Here is a 20,146-nt window from a genome sequence, read left to right as displayed (position 1 = left end):
ATGGGCGAGTTTGCTAGAAATGTAAATTTGGAATGTTTAAATTTTCGAGCGTGATCGAAAAATTAGCACACTAGAATGAAGAAGTATCTTGGAATAAGCCGACTTTCAGATCTGTTGCGGTGTAAATTACACGACCATCCACTTCCACTTCGCCATCCGCTAATCCCATCACGAGCTTGCGGTTGATCAAGCGTTTCATATGAATGCGATATGTCACTTTTTTAGCAGTCGGTAAAATTTGGCCTGTAAATTTCACTTCGCCTACACCTAAAGCACGGCCTTTGCCTTTTCCGCCAACCCATCCTAAGAAGAAGCCAACTAATTGCCACATTGCGTCTAAACCTAAACAACCTGGCATCACAGGGTCATTGATGAAATGGCAATCGAAGAAAAATAAATCTGGGCGAATGTCTAATTCCGCTTCAATGTAGCCTTTATCGAACAAGCCACCATTTTCGGTCATCAAGTTCACTCGGTCCATCATTAACATGGGAGGTGCAGGCAATTGAGGGCCTTCACTGCCGAATAATTCACCACGTCCTGATGCTAATAAATCTTCATAAGTATAGCTTGACTTGATATTTGGTGTACAACTGTTCATCTTTTTAATCCTGTATTACTAAAAAGAAAGCCTGTATTCTCTTGCTTTCCTAATTTTGTTTGTGAAAGCAGATAGTACAGGCTTTTATTTTAGCTAACAACTGTTAGCTGACTTGTCGGATCAGTGAGATTTCCACCAAGGGAAGATTTTATGCCACAATTTATGTTCTACATCGTGATTTGGGCTTTGCTCAATGCCTTGATGAATAAGGTCAAACAAGGCAGGTTTGTCGGATTTTTCTCGACGATCTTCCGCATAAAATGCATTTTTTAGCAAGATTTCGACCGCTTCAAACACGCTTTCCACTGCCCAAATCTGGAATTGCCCGGCTTTAACGGCCTCGATGACTTCAGGTTTCAGGCTTAAATGAGAAATGCAGCTCGTAGGAATTACAACTCCTTGCTTGCCTGTTAAACCTCGTGCGGCACACAGATTAAAGAACCCCTCAATTTTGTAATTCACACCGCCTACGCTTAGCACATTGCCAAATTGGTCTATAGAGCCTGTTACCGCGATAGATTGTGGAAGAGCCACTTTCGCCAAGCTACTAACAAGCACACAGAAAATCGCTAATGATGAGCTATCACCATCCACTTCTCCGTAAGATTGCTCAAAGGCAAGTGATGCGGAGAACGGCAATTGGGTTGGTAACTCTAACAAATTCGCCAAGCAAGATTGGGCGATTAAAATCCCTTTCGAGTGAATGTTGCCGCCGAGTTCCACTTTACGTTCAATGTCGGTAATTTCGCCATCACCATATTGCACGTTGCAACTGATGCGAAGCGGTTCACCAAACGCATAAGGCACGCCTTCAAATTCGATGACTGATAACCCGTTAATCTGCCCAATTTCTTCATCTTCCGTTTCGATGTAAACTTGGTTGTTCAAAATATCCTGCAACGCGTATTGATTGAGTGTGGACGCCTGTAATTCTAAGGCTTCAAAATACGTATTCACTTCATCGAAAGCGGTCGAATTTGGATAAAATTTTGCAAGTCCGAGCAACTGATTTTTTAGCTTCGTTGGCGAGATAGAAATCATCGTTTGGCTTTCACTTTCTCGCACATAATGTTGAAGCAATTGATTCAACGCTTTAAGCGTAAAACGGCGTTGTACAAATTTCTGAGCATAGGCTTGCACATAATCGCCCCATTGGTTCAGACTCTCTTCGTCCACATTCAGGAATGAATCGATTTCGGTATATTGGGCGAATTGGTACAAATCGCCATCATAGGCAGCAAGCATTGAGATATCTTCACGGCTGCCAACTAACAGCAATTTAAACGGGCTTTGAATCGCAGGCAGCACTTCAGGCACGAGGTTTACCGCATTCTGTTCATAAAAACCGAACAACAAGGCTTGTTTGAGTTTATCCCACTGCTTTAAATCGTGTAATAGCGTGTTTAAACGTAGCACCAAAATGCCATTTTGTGCTTGTTGAATTGCCCCTTTAATGGTTTCGATACGGTTCTCTTTTTCTAAAAAGAGTGTGTAACCGAACAAATGCGAGGCTTTAAATTCGGTTCTCACAATCACAGGCTGTGAATTATCTTGTGAAAGTTGGACACTAAGCTCATCTAAAAACTCAGGCAATACTTCACTTTTCATCACCAATAACGAGCCCATTTCTTGCGATTTGAATAAGTTTAAGGCTTGCTGAGCTTTTGGTTGAAAATCGAAAAAATTGACCGATTGATCAGATAATTTGAAAGAGTGATGCAGAAAAAGCGACTGCCACGAAAGAGAAGATAAATGCACGAATACGCCTCATAATAGAAATTTGGTTTATTATACAAAATTCCGTTATACTTGCCTAAAATTTGCGAATAAATCAAGAGAAACAATGAGATATCAAAAGCTAGAAGCCCAAGAAGCGAATTGGAAGTGGAAATATCTACTCAAGAAACATCGCGAGGGAGAAAATATTACCAAATATACCGAAAATAGTATGATTGAGCTGAAAATTCAGCTGCTGACTACGCTACAAAATTCGCCCGATGAAATTGAAAAATGGGTGAAAACAGAAATGACTGCGGAACAACGTAAAAAGATGCGTCAGTCGATCCGTGCTCGTCGTAAACGTTTTTTCAATGCCGAAAAAATCACAACCAAAAAGAAATCGATTGATTTGGAATACGCAAGTTGGCTACAGCTTTCTAAGTATGCGAATGCTCAAGGCGTTACACTCTCGCAAGCCGTATTACAGCTGATTGATGAATTAGAAAATAAAGAGCTGTATTTGGAACAGGTTGAGAAGATGAAAGTGAGTTTAAAATCGCTTTTAAATGTGTAAGAAGAAACTTTAGGCAAAAAAATAAGGCGGTTTAAAACCGCCTTACTTGTAGAATTATGCGTTAGCTTTTGTCACGTAGTCAATCGCTGATTGAACTGTTGTGATTTTTTCAGCTTCTTCATCAGGAATTTCGATATCGAATTCTTCTTCTAAAGCCATTACTAATTCAACGGTGTCTAAAGAGTCAGCACCTAAATCTTCGATGAATGAAGCTTCAGGTTTAACTTGTGCAGCGTCTGCACCTAATTGATCAACGATAATTTTTTTTACGCGTTCTTCAATGCTCATTTTGGGTTTCCTATATAAAATCGCGAATGCGAGAGTTAAGTAGTGTAATCGAAATTTTGTTTAATGCAACCTAAAAGAGATAGGTCGAACCAGACGCCATTAAGACACACAAGAATTAAAAAAGTTTGCCTACATTTTACGTATGCGAAGATTGATGTATTCTACCATTATGAATAGAAATTATCCACACACGCATAAAAAATTTCTTTTCGATTTATTTTGCTATTTTCCCTCTAGGGCTTTTCGCATTTGATTGATAACCGCTTGGTAATCTGGCTGGTCAAAAATCGCAGAGCCTGCCACAAAGGTATCTGCCCCTGCTTCGGCAATGTCTGCAATGTTATCCACTTTCACACCGCCATCTACTTCAAGGCGAATATTTAAACCGCTTGCATCAATACGTTTACGCACTTCACGCAGTTTTTCCAATGTTGAAGGGATAAATTTCTGCCCGCCAAAACCAGGGTTCACGCCCATCAACAAAATCATATCCACTTTATCCATCACATAATCAAGATAATGCAGTGGCGTTGCGGGGTTGAATACCAAGCCAGATTTACAACCTAAATCACGAATAAGTTGTAAATTGCGGTCGATATGGTCGGTTGCTTCAGGATGGAAGGTAATGTAATTCGCCCCTGCTTTGGCGAAATCAGGAATTAAACGCTCAACAGGTTTTACCATTAAATGCACATCAATCGGTGCAGTAACGCCATAATCACGTAGTGCTTGGCAAATAGCCGGTCCGAAAGTTAAGTTTGGAACAAAGTGGTTATCCATCACATCAAAATGGATGATGTCTGCACCCGCTTCAAGCACTGCTTTCACATCATCGCCAAGGCGTGCGAGATCAGCAGAAAGAATGGAGGGTGCAATTAAAAAAGGTTGCTGTGCCATAGATTTTTCTCCAAGGTAGCTAGAAAATTTCAGGCATAGCCTACCATAAAAAGCGATTGAATTTTGGGTTTCTTTTGCAAAATTTTGATTGTTAAAAAATAGTTGCACAAAACCATAAAAAAATTATTGAAATAAATGAAAATTGCTGTATAATGCATTCCCATAATTTAAAAATGGATATTAACCATTTTGAAACGAGTCAAAATACAAAAGGAGACAACTCAAATGAAAAAAGGGATTCATCCGACAAACTATCGTGAAGTGCTTTTTTATGATGCTTCCGTACAACAAGGCTGGGTTATTCGCTCTTGTGCCGCAACAACAAAAACTATGAAATGGACAGACGGCAAAGAATATCCACTCTATACGCTAGATACTTCTTCCGCTTCACACCCTGTTTATACAGGTAAACGCCGTGAAGCGAACACTGAAGGCCGTGCAAGCCGCTTTAGCGATAAATTTAAAGGTATGGCAAGTTTAGTGGCGAAAAAATAAGGAATATCGAATGCAAATCCTCAACTCATTAAAAAGTGCGAAAAGTCGTCATCCCGATTGCAAAATTGTACGTCGTAAAGGCAAACTTTACGTTATTTGTAAGAGCAACCCAAGATTTAAAGCCCGCCAACGTTAATGGTAAATAGAACGGAGAATCTATGAAAAAACTACTTCTTGCTACCGCAATTTGTGCGATTTCTTTTTCAGCTCAGGCTCACCGCGTTTGGGTGCAAAGTGAACCTCTAAAAGCAGGCGAAATTTTGAAAGCAGACATTGGCTATGGCGAATTTCCAACGCTCGAGCCGATTGCAGAAAAACGCTTGCATTTCTTTGAAAAAGGCATGGTTTTAGTTAATGCTGAAGGAAAACAAAAGCTCATACAAAAAGGCGAGAATTATCACTATGAAAGTGCGAAGCCAGTAAAAGCAGGAAGCTATGTGTTAGCCGCAGAATATAAACCGACATTCTGGTCGCAAAATGCGGAAGGTTGGAAACAAGCGGATATGCAAAACACGCCTAACGCAACTTATTGCGAACGTACTGCAATGTATGGCAAAAATATTGTGAATATTGGCAAAGCAGCCGAAAAAAATGATGTGGCAGAAGTAGTTGGACATGAATTGGAAATCGTGCCAATGGTCAATCCTGCCACTATCAAAGTGGGTGAGCGTTTCAAAGTCGTGGTACTTTACCAAGGCGAGCCGCTTCCGAATGCAACATTAACAGCAACTTTCAAAGGATTTGACAATTCAGATAACCATCATACTCACAAAGTAGAAGCGCAAGCTTTCTCTGATACAACAGCTGCCGATGGTACAGTCGATATTATCCCACTTCGTGATGGTTTCTGGAAAGCAGCTGTAGTATATGAAACGCCGTTTGAGAAGCCTGAACAATGTCAAAAACATAAACATTATGCAACGTTAACGTTTGATATTGTCAAATAGTTTCGTAGATTGCTTGATATGATTATTCTCCAATAAAGCCCGCTTTATTGGAGATTTTTTTATGGGAAAATTGTGAAATTTGTGAACTAGCTCACAGTTTATTAAACTTTTTAACATTATTATTACATTCATAGCGATAACCGCCCCTTATTTAAACAAAAGGAGACTCTATGAAAACATATCAAATGTATATTGATGGTCAATTTGTTACTTCTACAAGCGGTCAATTTTTTGACGTAATTAACCCTGCCACTGAAGAAGTGATTGCGTCTGTTACCAAAGGGACTGTAGAAGAAACCCGAGCCGCAATTGATGCTGCAGACAAAGCTCAAAATGCGTGGGAGCAACTGCCTGCGATCGAACGTGCTGGCTATTTAAGAAAAATTGCACATGGCATTCGTGAAAGAACAGAAGAAATTGCAAGGGTAATTTCGTCAGAAATGGGAAAAACTCTACCACTTGCACGAGTGGAAGTGAATTTTACCGCCGATTACATTGATTATATGGCAGAATGGGCAAGACGCTACGAAGGGGAGATTCTCCAAAGTGATCGCTCAAACGAGCATATTTTCATTTATAAAAAAGCAATTGGGGTCACCACAGGCATTCTGCCATGGAATTTCCCTTTCTTTTTAATCGCACGTAAAATGGCACCAGCGTTAGTGACAGGCAATACCATAGTAGTGAAACCAAGCGTGGATTCACCAATTAACGCCATATTATTTGCGGAAATTGTACATGCATCAGGTTTACCAAAGGGCGTATTTAACCTAGTACATGGTGCAGGTGGTGAAATCGGTCAAGAATTAGCAGGCAATCCAAAGGTCGGTTTAGTATCTTTAACAGGTAGCGAACCTGCTGGTCGTAAAGTGATGGAGGCGGCAAGTCGCAATATCACTAAAGTGAATTTGGAATTAGGCGGTAAAGCACCTGCAATTGTATTGGCAGATGCAAATTTAGATTTAGCTGCCAAAGCTATCGTAGCTTCACGTATTATCAATAGTGGGCAAGTTTGTAACTGTGCAGAGCGTATTTATGTTCAGTGCGAAGTTAAAGAAGTTTTCACTCAAAAATTAGTGGAACTCATGAAAAAAGTCCGCTTAGGAAACCCGCTTGAAGATGAAACCCTAGATATGGGACCGATGGTAAACAAACAGGGACAATTGCATGCACAGGCGATGGTAGATGAAGCTATCAAAGCAGGAGGGCGTTGCTTACTTGGTGGTCATTCGGTAAAAGGTAAAGGCTATTATTTCGAACCGACAATCATTGATAATGTAACTAATGATATGGCGATTTTACGTCAAGAAATCTTTGCCCCTGTCATTCCGATTGCCACTTTCGAGACCATTGATGAGGTAATTGAGCTCGCCAATGATTGCGAATACGGTTTAACATCTTCGATTTATACTCAAAATATTAATAAAGCAATGAAATTGGTTTCACGCTTGAAATTTGGCGAAACTTACGTGAACCGTGAAAACTTTGAAGCAATGCAAGGTTTCCATGCAGGTTGGCGTAAATCAGGCATTGGCGGTGCAGATGGTAAACACGGTTTAGAAGAATATCTCCAAACTCATGTAGTCTATTTGCAATACGATCAAAATATTTAACCGCTTGCAGCAGCTTTTCGAAGAATATCTCGGGTTTAGATTGTCAATATCGGCGATTTTTTGTATAATCGTACCCCTTTATACTGAATTATCGTGAATACACAAATCGTTGGAGTGACAAATGGCTCGTGTAACCGTTCAAGAAGCTGCTGAAATTATCGGCAACCGTTTTGATTTAATTTTAATTGCGGCACGTCGTGCAAGACAAATCCAGCTTCACACTCGTGAGGCATTAGTGCCAGAAGAAAATGATAAGCCAACTGTGATTGCTTTAAGAGAAATCGAAGAAGGTTTAATCAATGGCGAAATTATGGATCAGTTTGATAACCAACAAGCTGTTAAACAAGACATTGCAGAAAAAGAAGCAATTTCATTCTTAGCAGACGTTCAAGCAAACGCTTAATTAAAATTGATAAATTCCTGAAATGGATAATGGACAATAAGCGATTGAAAGGTTAAATTAACCGTATCAATTGCAATTTATTGTCCATTATCCATTTTTAGTGTTGGGGGTATCGTGTATCTTTTTGAACCATTAGATCGCATAATTCGTCAGTATTTGCCAGCCGATAAAATTGAGCTGGTCAAACGTGCCTTTGTTGTTGCCAGAGACGCCCATGAGGGGCAGACTCGCTCAAGCGGTGAACCCTACATTACGCACCCTGTTGCCGTTGCAGGCATTATTGCGGAAATGAAACTCGACCACGAAGCCGTGATGGCGGCGCTGTTACATGATGTAATTGAAGATACGCCTTATACCGAAGAACAACTTGCAGCTGAATTTGGCAAGAACGTTGCCGAAATTGTGCAGGGGGTTTCTAAACTCGATAAATTAAAATTCCGCACTCGCCAAGAAGCACAAGTAGAAAACTTCCGCAAGATGATTTTGGCAATGACGAAAGACATCCGCGTGGTGTTAATCAAACTTGCCGACCGTACTCATAATATGCGAACGCTTGGCTCATTACGTCCAGATAAACGTGTCCGCATTGCCAAAGAAACGCTCGAAATTTACAGCCCGCTCGCCCATCGTTTAGGCATTACGCATCTGAAAAATGAGCTGGAAGATCTCTGCTTCAAAGCGATGTATCCGCACCGTTATAACGTGCTGAAAATGGCGATTGAAATGGCACGCGGTACGCGTCAAGACTTGCTTGCAACTATTTCTCACGAGTTAGAAAGCCGTCTCAAAGAAGTGGGGATTCCTGCTCGCATTTACGGTCGAGAAAAGCATCTTTACACCCTTTATCATAAACTTCGCCAACGCGATCAACGTTTCCGTTCGATTTTGGATATCTATGCTTTCCGCGTCGTAGTAGACAATGTGGACAATTGCTACCGAGCATTGGGGCAGGTACACGCTTTGTATAAACCACGCCCGTATCAAGTGAGAGACTACATCGCCGTACCGAAAAGTAACGGTTATCAATCGATCCACACATCAATGATTGGGCATAAAGGCTTGCCGATTGAAGTGCAAATCCGCACCGAAGAAATGGATCAGATGGCAGAACTTGGCGTTGCCGCATTCTGGCAATATAACGATGAGCAAACTCACGCCACCAGCGTGCAACAAAAAGCGCAAAAATGGCTACAAAGCATCATCGAATTGCAACAAAGTGCAGGAAATGCGGAAGAGTTTATCGAAAGCGTGAAATCGGAGTTATTCTCGAACGATATTTACGTGTTTACGCCAAAAGGCAGAATTGTAGAATTGCCAGCAAAATCGACCGCTATTGACTTCGCGTATGCGGTGCATTCCGACATCGGTGATCACTGCGTGGGTGCGATAGTAGATCGCCAGCCATATCCAATTTCACAGCCGTTGCAATCGGGGCAAACAATTGAAATTGTGACCGAAGAAGGGCGTTATCCGCATCCAAGTTGGTTGAATTTTGCAGTAAGTGCGAAAGCTCGTTCGAAAATCAAACAAGCCTTAAAACAACTGGATGCCTTAGACGAAGCCTTAGAAACTGAAGAACCTGAGGAAATTCACGTAGAATTAGTGTTAGAAATTAAAGACCAACCTGGTGTGTTAGCAAGCCTCACCAATACGATTGCATCACTTAATAGCAATATCGGCTCGGTGCAAAGCTACCCAATCGAAAACGGCAATTACCAAGTGAAATTACAAATTTCAGTTACTGACAACGCTCATCTTTATGTCGTTATTCAACGATTAACCAAGTTGAGTGGCGTAGTGAAAGTCGATAAGCGTTAATCCAATTTTCAAGCGGTTAAATTTGCATAATAATTTACAAAAATGTTGGCAAATTTAACCGCTTTTTATTTCACTAGCGACAAAAACCGCTATAATGGCACGAATTTTTGACATAAAAAGGAACGTTATCAATGTTATATCCAAGCGAAGAATTTTTATACGCACCTATTGAATGGGTTGACCACAGCGAAGGTTACACCGACATTCGTTATCACAAATCAACCGACGGTATTGCAAAAATCACCATCAACCGCCCGGAAGTGCGTAACGCTTTCCGTCCACAAACGGTAAAAGAGATGATTCACGCATTCGCAGATGCTCGTTTTGATGAAAAAATTGGCGTAATCGTGCTTACAGGCGAAGGCGAATATGCTTTCTGTGCAGGCGGAGACCAAAAAATTCGTGGCGACTACGGCGGCTATAAAGATGACAGCGGCGTGCACCACTTAAACGTTTTACAATTCCAACGTGACATCCGTACTTGCCCGAAACCAGTGGTGGCAATGGTAGCAGGTTATGCCGTAGGTGGTGGTCACGTGTTACATATGATGTGTGATTTAACCATCGCTGCAGATAACGCGAAATTCGGTCAAACTGGCCCGAAAGTGGGTTCATTCGATGGTGGTTGGGGTGCAAGCTATATGGCTCGCATTGTAGGTCAGAAAAAGGCCCGCGAAATCTGGTTCTTATGCCGTATGTACGATGCGCAACAAGCACTAGATATGGGCTTAGTGAACACCGTTGTGCCTTATGCTGATTTAGAAAAAGAAACCGTGCGTTGGTGTCGTGAAATGTTACAAAATAGCCCAATCGCGCTGCGTTGCTTGAAAGCGGCATTAAATGCAGACTGTGATGGTCAGGCTGGTCTTCAAGAATTGGCAGGCAATGCGACAATGTTGTTCTATATGACAGAGGAAGGTCAAGAAGGCCGCAACGCGTTCAACGAAAAACGTGAACCTGATTTCAGTAAATTTAAACGTAATCCGTAATCTCTATTACTTCCTTACAAGCGGTGGCATTTCGTAAATTTCTTGCAAAATCTCACCGCTTTTTCCTTTTGGTTTGAACTATGTCAACGCGTGAAAAAAAGCAAAAAAACAGTCGCTCTCTTTGTTCTCGATTGCTGACCACAGGGCTCAAATTAGGCGTGGTTGGGGCGAGCTTTATAGCAGTTTATGCCATTTATTTGGACGGAAAAATCCGTACCAAAATGAACGGACAAGTCTGGCAATTGCCTGCTGAGGTTTATGCTCGCATCGAAAGTATCACTCTTGAAGAAAATCTCACGCTTGAGCAAACCAAAACCGCCTTGCTAGACAACGGCTATCGTCAGGTATCGCAAATTGTTGCCCCTGGCGATTTCAAAATCGAAGGCAATAATATTGTGGTGCTACGTCGCGCCTTTCCGTTTCCTGAAAATCCTGAAGCACAGCGTGTCTTACGTTTGCGCTTCCAAGATGACAAGTTGACTTACATCGAAGACTTGGGTGCTCAACGTTTGGTGGAAGAGTTTAGGCTTGACCCAAAACTAATAGCGATGTTGCACTCAGAAAGCGATGAAGAACGCCAAGCGTTGAAATTGCAGCAATATCCGTATTTTCTGATTCAAGCCCTACTTTTAACCGAAGATAAACGCTTTTACCAGCACGACGGTATCAGCCCGATGGGAATTGCTCGTGCGTTAGTAGCGAACTATCAAGCGGGCAAAACGGTGCAGGGGGCAAGTACACTCACTCAACAGTTGGTAAAAAATCTCTTTTTGAGCAGCGAAAAATCACTAAGCCGTAAAATTAACGAAGCCTTGATGTCGCTGATTTTAGACGCACGCTACGACAAAAACCGTATTCTTGAAACCTATTTAAACGAAATTTATTTAGGGCAGAACGGTAGTTATCAAGTACACGGCTTTGCATTGGCAAGTCAGTTCTATTTTGGGCGACCAATCCAAGAAATCACCCCCTCACAAATGGCATTATTGGTGGGAATGGTAAAAGGTCCTTCCCTTTATAACCCATGGCGACATCCTGAAGCGGCACTTGAACGACGCAATGTGGTGCTCAAACTGCTTCAAGAAAATCATGCGATTAGCCAAAGCGACTACGAATTTCTAGTCAAACAACCGCTGGGCGTAAAAGAAAAAGGCACGATTTATCGCCAACAACCTGCCTTTATGCAAGCGTTGAATATGGACTTGAAAAATGAGTTTGGAGAGAACCGCTCTGCTTTACTTTCTGGTGCGAAAATCTTTACCACGCTTGACCGCAAACAACAGCGTTCTGCTGAGCAAGCAGTGATTAACGGCTTGGAAGAGTTGGAAAATTCAGATAAGAAAATCAAGGACTTGCAAGCCGCTATTGTGGTATCGGAATATCGCACGGGTAAAGTGCGCGCAATTGTGGGCGACCGTTTAACTCAATATGCGGGCTTTAACCGTGCGATCCAAACCAAACGCCAAATCGGCTCATTGGTGAAACCTTCTATTTATGCAATTGCGTTGTCTGATCCGAAAAATTTCCGCTTGAATACGCCAATTGATAACAAACCGATCACCATTACTGTTAAAGGCTCGCCACCGTGGTCACCAAAAAACTACGACAAACGCTTTAGTGGCTCAGTGATGTTAATGGATGCACTCGTTCGCTCGCTTAACATTCCAACTGTAAATATTGGGATGAAATTCGGCTTGCGAAAAGTGATTGCGAAGCAAAAAGAGATGGGATGGGACAAAGTGGATATCCCTGCTTACCCATCAATGTTGCTTGGTTCTTACTCAATTTCACCGTATGACGTGACCAAATCTTACCAAGTGCTTGCAAATAATGGCTTGAGAGTGCCATTAACAACTATAGAATCTATCACAGGCTTTAACGGCAAACCGCTTTACCAGCGCAATATTGAAGATGTGAGCAAGCAGGTACTCCCTGAAGAAGCAACAACACAAACACTTTATGCAATGCAACAAGTGGTTGAACGCGGTACGGCTCGTAGCTTACAAAGTGAATTTGCCGACTTACGCTTGGCAGGTAAAACAGGGACAACCAACAACGCGCGCGATACTTGGTTTGTGGGGATTGATGGCAAAAACGTGGCAACGGTATGGCTAGGTAAAGATAACAATGCCGACACGTATTTAACGGGTTCAAGCGGGGCATTGTATGTTTATAAAGAGTATATCCGCCGTGCCTTACCTCTGAAATTTAACTTGCCGAAAATGAAAGATATTCAATGGGTAGGAATTAACAGCTACGGCAGTATTGCTTGTGAAAGCGGGCGACAAATTCCAATGTGGCGTGACCGTGGGCAAACTTATTGCTCCTCTGGTGGCTCAATTGTGGAAGCCCAAAAACCAACGGTGTTAGATGCTCTCTCGCTTGGAAAATCTAAAACAGAGAATACCAAGGCGGAAGTTTCCGAAGAACAACAAAGCATTCCATCGGAGGAAATTGCGCCAGTAACCGAATAGATTGAAGCCCCAAGCGGTTGATTTTCGTAAGAGATTCACAAATTCTCTCTTAAAATCAACCGTTTTTTATTTGGCCAAAATACTATCGGCCTACTAGCATCCTAGTAATGAAAAAGCCCGCATTACTGCGGGCTTCTCGTTATTCTAAGAAACTAACAAATTACATTGTTACTTCTTTTGAACCTTTTACTTGAACTTCAACACGACGGTCTGGTGCTAAGCAAGCGATTAATGCTTTACGACCTTTAACTGCATCACAAGTGTTGCCAGTTACTGGGTTAGCTGAACCGTAACCTACTGCAGTTACGTTCGCTGCATTTTGACCTTTAGAAACTAAGTAGTTAGCTACTGTTTCTGCACGACGTTGTGAAAGTTTTAAGTTAGCTGCTTGTTTACCAATACGGTCTGCATGGCCGTTTACTTGGATTGCAGGGTTAGCTAAACCTAAAGCGTTGATTTCGTTGTTAGCTGCATCTAAAGCTTGTGCTGCTTCTGGTTTTAAGTTTGCTTTACCGAATGCGAATAAAACATCAGAGCTGAATGAGAAGTTTTTAGTCATCACTTCTGGTGCTGCTGGAGCAACTGGTGTCGCACCTTGACCGAAACGGTAGCTTAAACCTGCAGATACTGAGTGTAAATCTGGGCTATATTGAGTATTTTGCCATGCCTTATTAGTTGTTTTAGAGATAGCTTTGTCTAAGTTACCTACTTTATTCACGTATTGGTATTCGATACGTGCTGCTAATTCTGGAAGAATTGCGTACTCAACACCAGCACCTAAAGTTAGAGATGGTTTGAAGTTGTGAGCTTTAACACGTGAATCGTGAGCTACGCTTGATTGTGCGTAGTAATCGTTACGGATTAACGCAACACCAACTTTACCGTAAACATCTAAGTTAGGTAATACTTCGTAGCTTGGTTTTAAGCTTAAGTGAGCACCATGTGCTGCATGTTTTGCAGCACGTTTTTCTTGGTTGTTGTCACCAGCGAATGTTGTATTACCACGTGCACGACCAAAATAATCGTAACCTAATTCAGCTGCTAAACCAAAGTTATCTTGGTTTAAGATTTGGTAACCACCGAAAACACCGTAAGTTACAGTGTTTTTGTTGATACCGTAACCTCTACCATTGCCGTGTGCAAATTTAGCGTTTGGTTGGTTTGATTCGAATTGTGTGAAACCATCACGGAAGTTTGCCCAACCAGCTTTAGCACCTGCATAGAAAGTGTTAGCTTGTGGAGCTGCTGTTGCTGCTGCTGATGCAGCTAATACTGCTAATGCAACTAATGATTTTTTCATTTTATGACCCTCTATAATTTGTCATTCCATGTAATAAAATTTTCCAACATAATAAAAATGTTGAATCTTAACCACGCCTTTCATCTTCTTTTGATAGAAAGACTAAAGAAGTGAAATGCCGAATATTTTTACTTTATAACATAAAGAAAAATAGCCTTCACTCATTCTTGTCCTTGAGAAGATGGGCAAGAATAGGTGATATTATCTTAATAAGTTCAATTAAAATCAATAATTTTCTGTATAAATAGCGTACAAAATCACCTTGATTGATTACTTAGTAATCAATTTGAAGTATATCTCACCAATCTTTTTTCTAATGAAAGCAGATGAAAAAGGTAAAAATACTTTCTATATTGCTTAGGTTTACTAAGACAATTACATTGAAAGCATGATAAAAATAGGGTTGAATTTATACGATTTCAATACATTAGGGGAATAATTTTTGTATTATTTATTGGATAAACTGGAAATCCCCTTTGAAATTGAAACTATTTATATACAAAAACACTTCACTTTTATAAAAATATCTCAATTTTCATTCCCCCCATTTCTTGCTAAGATGCAAACGATTTTATCTTTATATAAAAGGAACAAAAAATGATTCCTAGACTTGCAAACATTCCAGACCAAAATCCATTAGTTCAGCAATATCTTAACGAACTTACCGAACAGCATTTTTCAGGTGATATTGCTAGCAGCTACGCAGACCGCCTTTCAATGGCAACCGATAACAGTGTATATCAACGCATGCCACAAGCGGTGCTTTTTCCGAAATCGGTTACCGATGTAGTTATTCTGACCAAAGTCGCCCAAAAAGAAGCCTATCAAAGCCTCACTTTCACACCCCGCGGCGGTGGCACAGGGACGAATGGGCAGTCGCTCAATAACAACATTATTGTCGATCTCTCCCGCCATATGACCCAAATTTTAGAGCTGAATGTAAAAGAACGCTGGGTTCGCGTGCAAGCAGGTGTGGTCAAAGATCAGCTTAATCAATTCCTCAAACCGCACGGCTTATTTTTTTCGCCCGAACTTTCTACCAGTAACCGAGCTACGCTAGGCGGGATGATCAATACCGATGCATCAGGGCAAGGTTCGTTGCAATATGGCAAAACGTCCGACCATATTCTGGCAATCAAATCGGTGTTGGTAAATGGCGAAATTCTAGAAACACAAGCGGTTAAAACCGAGAACTTTTCTACAAACCTTGAGCAACTACCACTTTCTAGTTTAGGCAAAAAATTACATAACGAGGTCTTTAAGCGTTGCAAAACGCTACGCCCGACTGTTCTCAAAGAGTTGCCACAACTGAACCGCTTTATCACAGGCTACGACTTAAAAAATGTCTTCAATGACGATGAAAGCGAATTTAACCTTACCCGTATTCTGACAGGCTCAGAAGGCTCGCTTGCCTTTATTTGCGAAGCGAAACTTAATCTTCTGCCGATTCCGAAATATCGTACGCTGATTAACATCAAATACAACTCGTTCGATGCCGCACTCCGCTCTGCACCAATGATGTTGCAAGCGAAAGCCTTATCCGTCGAAACGGTCGACTCCAAAGTGCTGAATCTGGCGAAACAAGACATCATCTGGCACTCGGTATCGGATTTAATCACCGAAGATCCAAATAACCCGATTTTGGGGATTAACATCGTTGAGTATGCATCAAGCGATCTCAAACAAATTGAAACGCAAGTTCAAGCCTTGTGTGTCAGCCTTGATGAAAAAATTGCACAGGGTACGAGCGGTATCATTGGCTACCAAATTTGCAAAGAGTTAGACAGCATCGGAAAAATCTACGCAATGCGGAAAAAAGCAGTCGGCTTGCTTGGCAATGCAAAAAGCTGGGCAAAACCGATCCCCTTTGTGGAAGATACCGCTGTGCCGCCTGAAAATCTTGCCGATTACATTACCGAATTTCGTGCTTTATTAGATAGCCACAACCTTGCCTACGGTATGTTCGGGCACGTGGATGCAGGCGTGTTGCACGTTCGCCCTGCTTTAGATTTGTGCGATTTAGAACAGGTCAAAACCTTCAAAGCGATTTCTGATCAAGTCGTTGAGCTTACCTATAAATATGGTGGTTTAATTTGGGGCGAACATGGCAAAGGGATGCGTTCTTACTATGGCGAACGCTTTTTTGGCGAAACGCTGTGGAAAGAGCTCCGCCACATCAAGCAACTGTTCGATCCACAAAATCGTCTGAACCCTGGCAAAATCTGCACACCATTAGGTTCTGACGCAGAGCTCTACAAAATCGACGAAGCAATGCGAGCCGATTTCGAGCGTCGTATTCCAATTGCAGTGCGTGAAGAATTTAAAGGGGCGATGAACTGCAACGGAAATGGATTATGCTTCAACTTTGATGTACACAGCGCGATGTGCCCGTCGATGAAAATTTCGGGCAACCGCCTCTATTCGCCAAAAGGACGAGCAACACTCATCCGCGAATGGCTGCGACTACTTGCCGATCAGCAAGTTAACCCTAATGATTTGATTTTTGAAAAACGCTCAAAAGCAGTGAAATTAACTGATTTTGTGGCAAAAGTACGTCATTCGTTCAAGAAAACGCAGGAATATGATTTCTCACACGAAGTAAAAGCAGCAATGGATACCTGCCTTGCTTGCAAAGCCTGTGCCAGCCAATGTCCAATTAAAATTGATGTACCGACTTTCCGCTCACAATTTAATGAGCTTTACCACCAACGCTACCTTCGCCCTGTGAAAGATTACGTGGTGTCAAACTTGGAGTTTATCGCCCCTTTAATGGCAAAAGCCCCGAAATTTTTTAATTTCTTCAGCACCAGTTATTTGGCAGAAATCGCCGCCAATAAAACAATTAGAATGACTTACTTGCCTGCCCTTTCCACGCCAAACTTGCAAAAGCAATTGGTAGAAATTGGCTATCAAGGCGAAACACTTGAAAATCTTGAAGCTCAACAGGCAAGCGGTCAATTTTCCGCAAAAAATTGCCAAACAGTACTCGTAGTGCAAGATCCATTTACCACCTTCTACGATGCAAAAGTGGTGGCAGATTTCGTTGCCTTTACTCAAAAACTCGGCTTCAAACCTGTAGTGTTGCCATATAAACCAACAGGTAAGGCACAACACATCAAAGGCTTTTTGAGTAAATTCGCCAAAACTGCCAAAAATCAAGCGGATTTCTTAAACCGCATCGCCAAACTCGGCTTACCGATGGTGGCAATTGACCCAGCTTTGACGCTGCTTTACCGCGATGAATACCGCGATATTTTGAAAGCGGAACGCGGCGATTTCAAAGTGCTACTCGCCCACGAATGGTTGATTGAACAAATCAAATCAGGCGTATTAGACAATTGCAAAAAAGCAAAAGAAACCAACCGCTTGCCGTGGCATCTATTCGCCCACTGCACCGAAACCACCGAGCTTCCCGCCTCAAGCAAAGAGTGGCAACAGATCTTCGCCCATTTTGGCGAAACGTTGGTAAGCGAGAAAGTAGGTTGCTGCGGAATGGCAGGCACATTCGGGCACGAAACCGCCCACGTGGAGATGTCAAAAGCGATTTACCAACAATCTTGGCAACAAAAACTGAAAAACGCACCGCTTGAACGATGCTTAGCGACAGGCTACTCTTGCCGTTCGCAAGTGAAACGAATGGAGCATCAACAGATTAAGCATCCAATACAGGCGCTATTATCCATTATCTAATCGTAGGGTGTATGAACACAGTTCACGCACGCTTTGTTTTGCAGGCGTGGATTTTTCAAATCCACACACTCTACTTTTTAATAAACCCCGAGGAACCCATGACCACCATCTGGAAACAAACTGCCACCCCTGAACAATTAAATCAACTCTGCCAAGGTAATGCTGTTGGGCATTTAGGCATTCAATTCACCCAAATTGGTAAAGATTGGCTGGAAGCGGAACTCACCGTGAACGAAAAAACGATGCAACCGTTCGGCGTATTACACGGCGGCATTTCTGCCACGCTTGCTGAAACGGTAGCAAATGCAGGCTCGCTTTTAGTGTGCGAGCCGCATCAGATCGCTGTTGGAATGGAATTGAACATCAGCCACTTAAAATCGGTTAAAGAAGGTAAAAAAGCGATTGCCCGAGCTTACCCGCTTAAATTAGGGCGTGAAGTACACGTGTGGAATATTGAAACTAAAGATGAAGAAGGAAATTTGTGTGCAGTAGCACGCTTGTCTACTAAAGTTTTAGATAAGCCAGCAGCATAAAAATCCAAGAAAAGCAGTAAAAGTAAGTTGGATCTACCCGCAACCTATTATAAAATGCTCTTCTTTTATCCATTCACTTTCATTAACAAGAGAAATACCCTATGAATTCAAATCGTAGTTTATTGGTGATGGGATTGTTATTAGTGTCGTTCCTATTGTTTACGCAATGGCAACAAGATTTCAACCCTGAAATTCAAGCACAGAAACAAGCTCAGATCCAAGCTCAACAACAATCTCACGATGTACCTGCATCAAGCACTTCACAGCCCGCTGATGTGGCAAGCGTTAAAGGTAAAACCATCACGGTTGAAAGCGATGTATTACGCTTAACCATTGATACGCTTGGCGGTGATGTGGTGGACTCTGATTTGCTTAAACACAATGCAGAACTTCACTCAAACACACCTTTTGAATTATTACAAGATAACGCTAACCGCGTTTATATTGCTCAAAGTGGCTTAGTGGGTAAAAACGGAATCGATACAGTTTCTGGTCGTCCACAATACCAAACAACTGCAGAAAGCTTCAAATTAGCAGATGGTCAAGATGCGGTAAACGTGCCTTTAACTTTTGAAAAAGATGGCGTACTTTACACCAAAACTTTCACGCTTAAACGTGGTAGTTACAATGTTGATGTGAATTTCAACATTAAAAACGGTACAGCAGAAGCCATTGAGGTACAACCTTACGGTCAGTTAAAACATACCATCGTGGAAAACTCTGGCAACTTAACGATGCCAACTTACACAGGCGGTGCGTACTCTTCTTCAGAAACCAACTATAAAAAATATAGCTTCCAAGATATGGAAAAAGCGGGTTTATCTGTTGAAACCAACACAGGTTGGATTGCAGTATTGCAACACTATTTCGTGTCTGCGTGGATTCCTACTCAAGACCAAGCGATGACCTTATTCACTCGCGTATCTGATGACAAACGTTTTGCCACTATCGGCTATCGTGGTGCGGTAACAACCGTTGCCCCGAATACAGAAGCGAGCATAAACACTCATTTATGGACGGGTCCGAAAGATCAAAAAGAGATGGCTGAAACCGCAAACCACTTAGATTTAACCGCAGATTACGGCTGGGCGTGGTTCATTGCGAAGCCATTATTCTGGTTATTAACCACTATCCAAAAAGCTGTGTCTAACTGGGGTATTGCGATTATCTTAGTGACCATCGTGGTGAAATCAATTCTTTACCCATTAACCAAAGCACAATACACCTCAATGGCAAAAATGCGTATGTTACAGCCGAAAATCCAAGAGATGCGTGAGCGTTTCGGGGATGATCGCCAACGTATGAGCCAAGAGATGATGAAGCTCTACAAAGAAGAGAAAGTAAACCCAATGGGCGGTTGCTTACCAATCTTAATCCAGATGCCAATTTTCATCGCATTATATTGGACATTTATGGAAGCAGTGGAGTTACGCCACGCACCATTCTTTGGCTGGATTCAAGACTTATCGGCACAAGACCCATACTACATTTTCCCAATTTTAATGGGTGCTTCAATGTTCTTGTTGCAAAAAATGTCGCCAACACCAGTGGCAGATCCAATGCAACAAAAAGTGATGACCTTTATGCCAGTGATCTTCACGGTATTCTTCCTGTTCTTCCCAGCAGGTTTAGTACTTTACTGGCTAACCTCGAACTGTATTACCCTGTTCCAACAATGGTGGATTTATCGCCAATTAGAGAAAAAAGGGTTACATTCACGTAAGAAAAAATAATTGATAAAAAGCACGCACAAGCGTGCTTTTTTTATTGTGAGGGAAATGCTGATATAATCAGGCATCTGCAAT

General features: G+C 41.8%; 17 protein-coding genes. 12 read left to right on the top strand and 5 right to left on the bottom strand.

All coding sequences use genetic code 11. The features are described 5' to 3' along the window. Window positions 1-70: 70 nt before the first annotated feature. Window positions 71-601, bottom strand: coding sequence for a bifunctional 3-hydroxydecanoyl-ACP dehydratase/trans-2-decenoyl-ACP isomerase (gene fabA, locus DPV92_RS09225; protein ID WP_111354616.1), 531 nt, complete (start codon window positions 599-601; stop codon window positions 71-73). A gap of 120 nt (window positions 602-721) precedes the next feature. Further along, window positions 722-2,359 (bottom strand): AAA family ATPase, encoded by a 1,638-nt coding sequence (locus DPV92_RS09220; RefSeq protein ID WP_111354615.1) that lies wholly within the window; start codon window positions 2,357-2,359, stop codon window positions 722-724. An 85-nt stretch (window positions 2,360-2,444) separates the two neighbouring features. Here DPV92_RS09220 and matP point away from each other — a divergent pair, with 85 nt between their 5' ends. Continuing rightward, the gene (gene matP, locus DPV92_RS09215; protein ID WP_005709474.1) at window positions 2,445-2,894 is read left to right on the top strand and encodes a macrodomain Ter protein MatP; all 450 of its coding nucleotides are present in this window, start codon (window positions 2,445-2,447) and stop codon (window positions 2,892-2,894) included. A gap of 54 nt (window positions 2,895-2,948) precedes the next feature. Here the strand turns inward: matP and acpP are convergent, their stop codons facing one another. Then, the gene (acpP, locus tag DPV92_RS09210; protein ID WP_005707420.1) at window positions 2,949-3,182 is read right to left on the bottom strand and encodes an acyl carrier protein; all 234 of its coding nucleotides are present in this window, start codon (window positions 3,180-3,182) and stop codon (window positions 2,949-2,951) included. 222 nt (window positions 3,183-3,404) lie between these two features. Further along, window positions 3,405-4,079, bottom strand: a complete 675-nt coding sequence (rpe, locus tag DPV92_RS09205) for a ribulose-phosphate 3-epimerase (protein WP_111354614.1) — start codon at window positions 4,077-4,079, stop codon at window positions 3,405-3,407. 225 nt (window positions 4,080-4,304) lie between these two features. On the opposite strand from rpe, the gene DPV92_RS09200 reads away from it, so the two are divergent. From DPV92_RS09200 to mrcB, 8 genes are all read left to right on the top strand, one after another. Beyond that, window positions 4,305-4,574 carry a type B 50S ribosomal protein L31 gene (locus tag DPV92_RS09200; RefSeq protein ID WP_111354613.1) on the top strand — a complete coding sequence of 90 codons (270 nt, stop codon included), beginning with the start codon at window positions 4,305-4,307 and terminating at the stop codon, window positions 4,572-4,574. 10 nt (window positions 4,575-4,584) lie between these two features. Further along, the gene (ykgO, locus tag DPV92_RS09195; protein WP_005707423.1) at window positions 4,585-4,710 is read left to right on the top strand and encodes a type B 50S ribosomal protein L36; all 126 of its coding nucleotides are present in this window, start codon (window positions 4,585-4,587) and stop codon (window positions 4,708-4,710) included. A 22-nt stretch (window positions 4,711-4,732) separates the two neighbouring features. Beyond that, complete coding sequence (locus DPV92_RS09190) at window positions 4,733-5,521, top strand: DUF4198 domain-containing protein (RefSeq protein WP_111354612.1); 789 nt, start codon at window positions 4,733-4,735, stop codon at window positions 5,519-5,521. 170 nt (window positions 5,522-5,691) lie between these two features. Further along, a complete protein-coding gene (aldA, locus tag DPV92_RS09185) occupies window positions 5,692-7,134 on the top strand; it encodes an aldehyde dehydrogenase (RefSeq protein ID WP_111354611.1) in 1,443 nt (480 codons plus the stop codon). Window positions 7,135-7,255: 121 nt separating this feature from the next. Further along, complete coding sequence (rpoZ, locus tag DPV92_RS09180; RefSeq protein ID WP_005709457.1) at window positions 7,256-7,537, top strand: DNA-directed RNA polymerase subunit omega; 282 nt, start codon at window positions 7,256-7,258, stop codon at window positions 7,535-7,537. A gap of 114 nt (window positions 7,538-7,651) precedes the next feature. Continuing rightward, entirely contained in the window at window positions 7,652-9,355 is a 1,704-nt protein-coding gene (locus tag DPV92_RS09175) for a bifunctional (p)ppGpp synthetase/guanosine-3',5'-bis(diphosphate) 3'-pyrophosphohydrolase (RefSeq protein WP_111354610.1), read from the top strand. Between the two features lie 131 nt (window positions 9,356-9,486). Continuing rightward, a complete protein-coding gene (gene menB, locus DPV92_RS09170; RefSeq protein ID WP_005709561.1) occupies window positions 9,487-10,344 on the top strand; it encodes a 1,4-dihydroxy-2-naphthoyl-CoA synthase in 858 nt (285 codons plus the stop codon). A gap of 80 nt (window positions 10,345-10,424) precedes the next feature. After that, window positions 10,425-12,818: a penicillin-binding protein 1B gene (mrcB, locus tag DPV92_RS09165; protein ID WP_111354609.1), complete on the top strand. Its 2,394-nt coding sequence runs from the start codon at window positions 10,425-10,427 to the stop codon at window positions 12,816-12,818. A gap of 160 nt (window positions 12,819-12,978) precedes the next feature. Here mrcB and ompA read toward each other — a convergent pair whose 3' ends face one another. Then, complete coding sequence (ompA, locus tag DPV92_RS09160; RefSeq protein ID WP_111354608.1) at window positions 12,979-14,118, bottom strand: porin OmpA; 1,140 nt, start codon at window positions 14,116-14,118, stop codon at window positions 12,979-12,981. Window positions 14,119-14,715: 597 nt separating this feature from the next. On the opposite strand from ompA, the gene ydiJ reads away from it, so the two are divergent. From ydiJ to yidC, 3 genes are all read left to right on the top strand, one after another. Then, a complete protein-coding gene (ydiJ, locus tag DPV92_RS09155) occupies window positions 14,716-17,808 on the top strand; it encodes a D-2-hydroxyglutarate dehydrogenase YdiJ (RefSeq protein WP_111354607.1) in 3,093 nt (1,030 codons plus the stop codon). A gap of 98 nt (window positions 17,809-17,906) precedes the next feature. Next, entirely contained in the window at window positions 17,907-18,341 is a 435-nt protein-coding gene (locus tag DPV92_RS09150; protein WP_111354606.1) for a PaaI family thioesterase, read from the top strand. Between the two features lie 101 nt (window positions 18,342-18,442). Further along, the gene (gene yidC / locus DPV92_RS09145; protein WP_111354605.1) at window positions 18,443-20,074 is read left to right on the top strand and encodes a membrane protein insertase YidC; all 1,632 of its coding nucleotides are present in this window, start codon (window positions 18,443-18,445) and stop codon (window positions 20,072-20,074) included. Window positions 20,075-20,146 lie beyond the last annotated feature (72 nt).

The organism is Pseudohaemophilus paraphrohaemolyticus (assembly GCF_003253115.1).
Taxonomy (GTDB): Bacteria; Pseudomonadota; Gammaproteobacteria; order Enterobacterales; family Pasteurellaceae; genus Haemophilus_A; species Haemophilus_A paraphrohaemolyticus_A.
The sequence above is the reverse complement of the archived record's forward strand: the minus strand, read 5'-3'. Positions and strand labels throughout refer to the sequence as shown.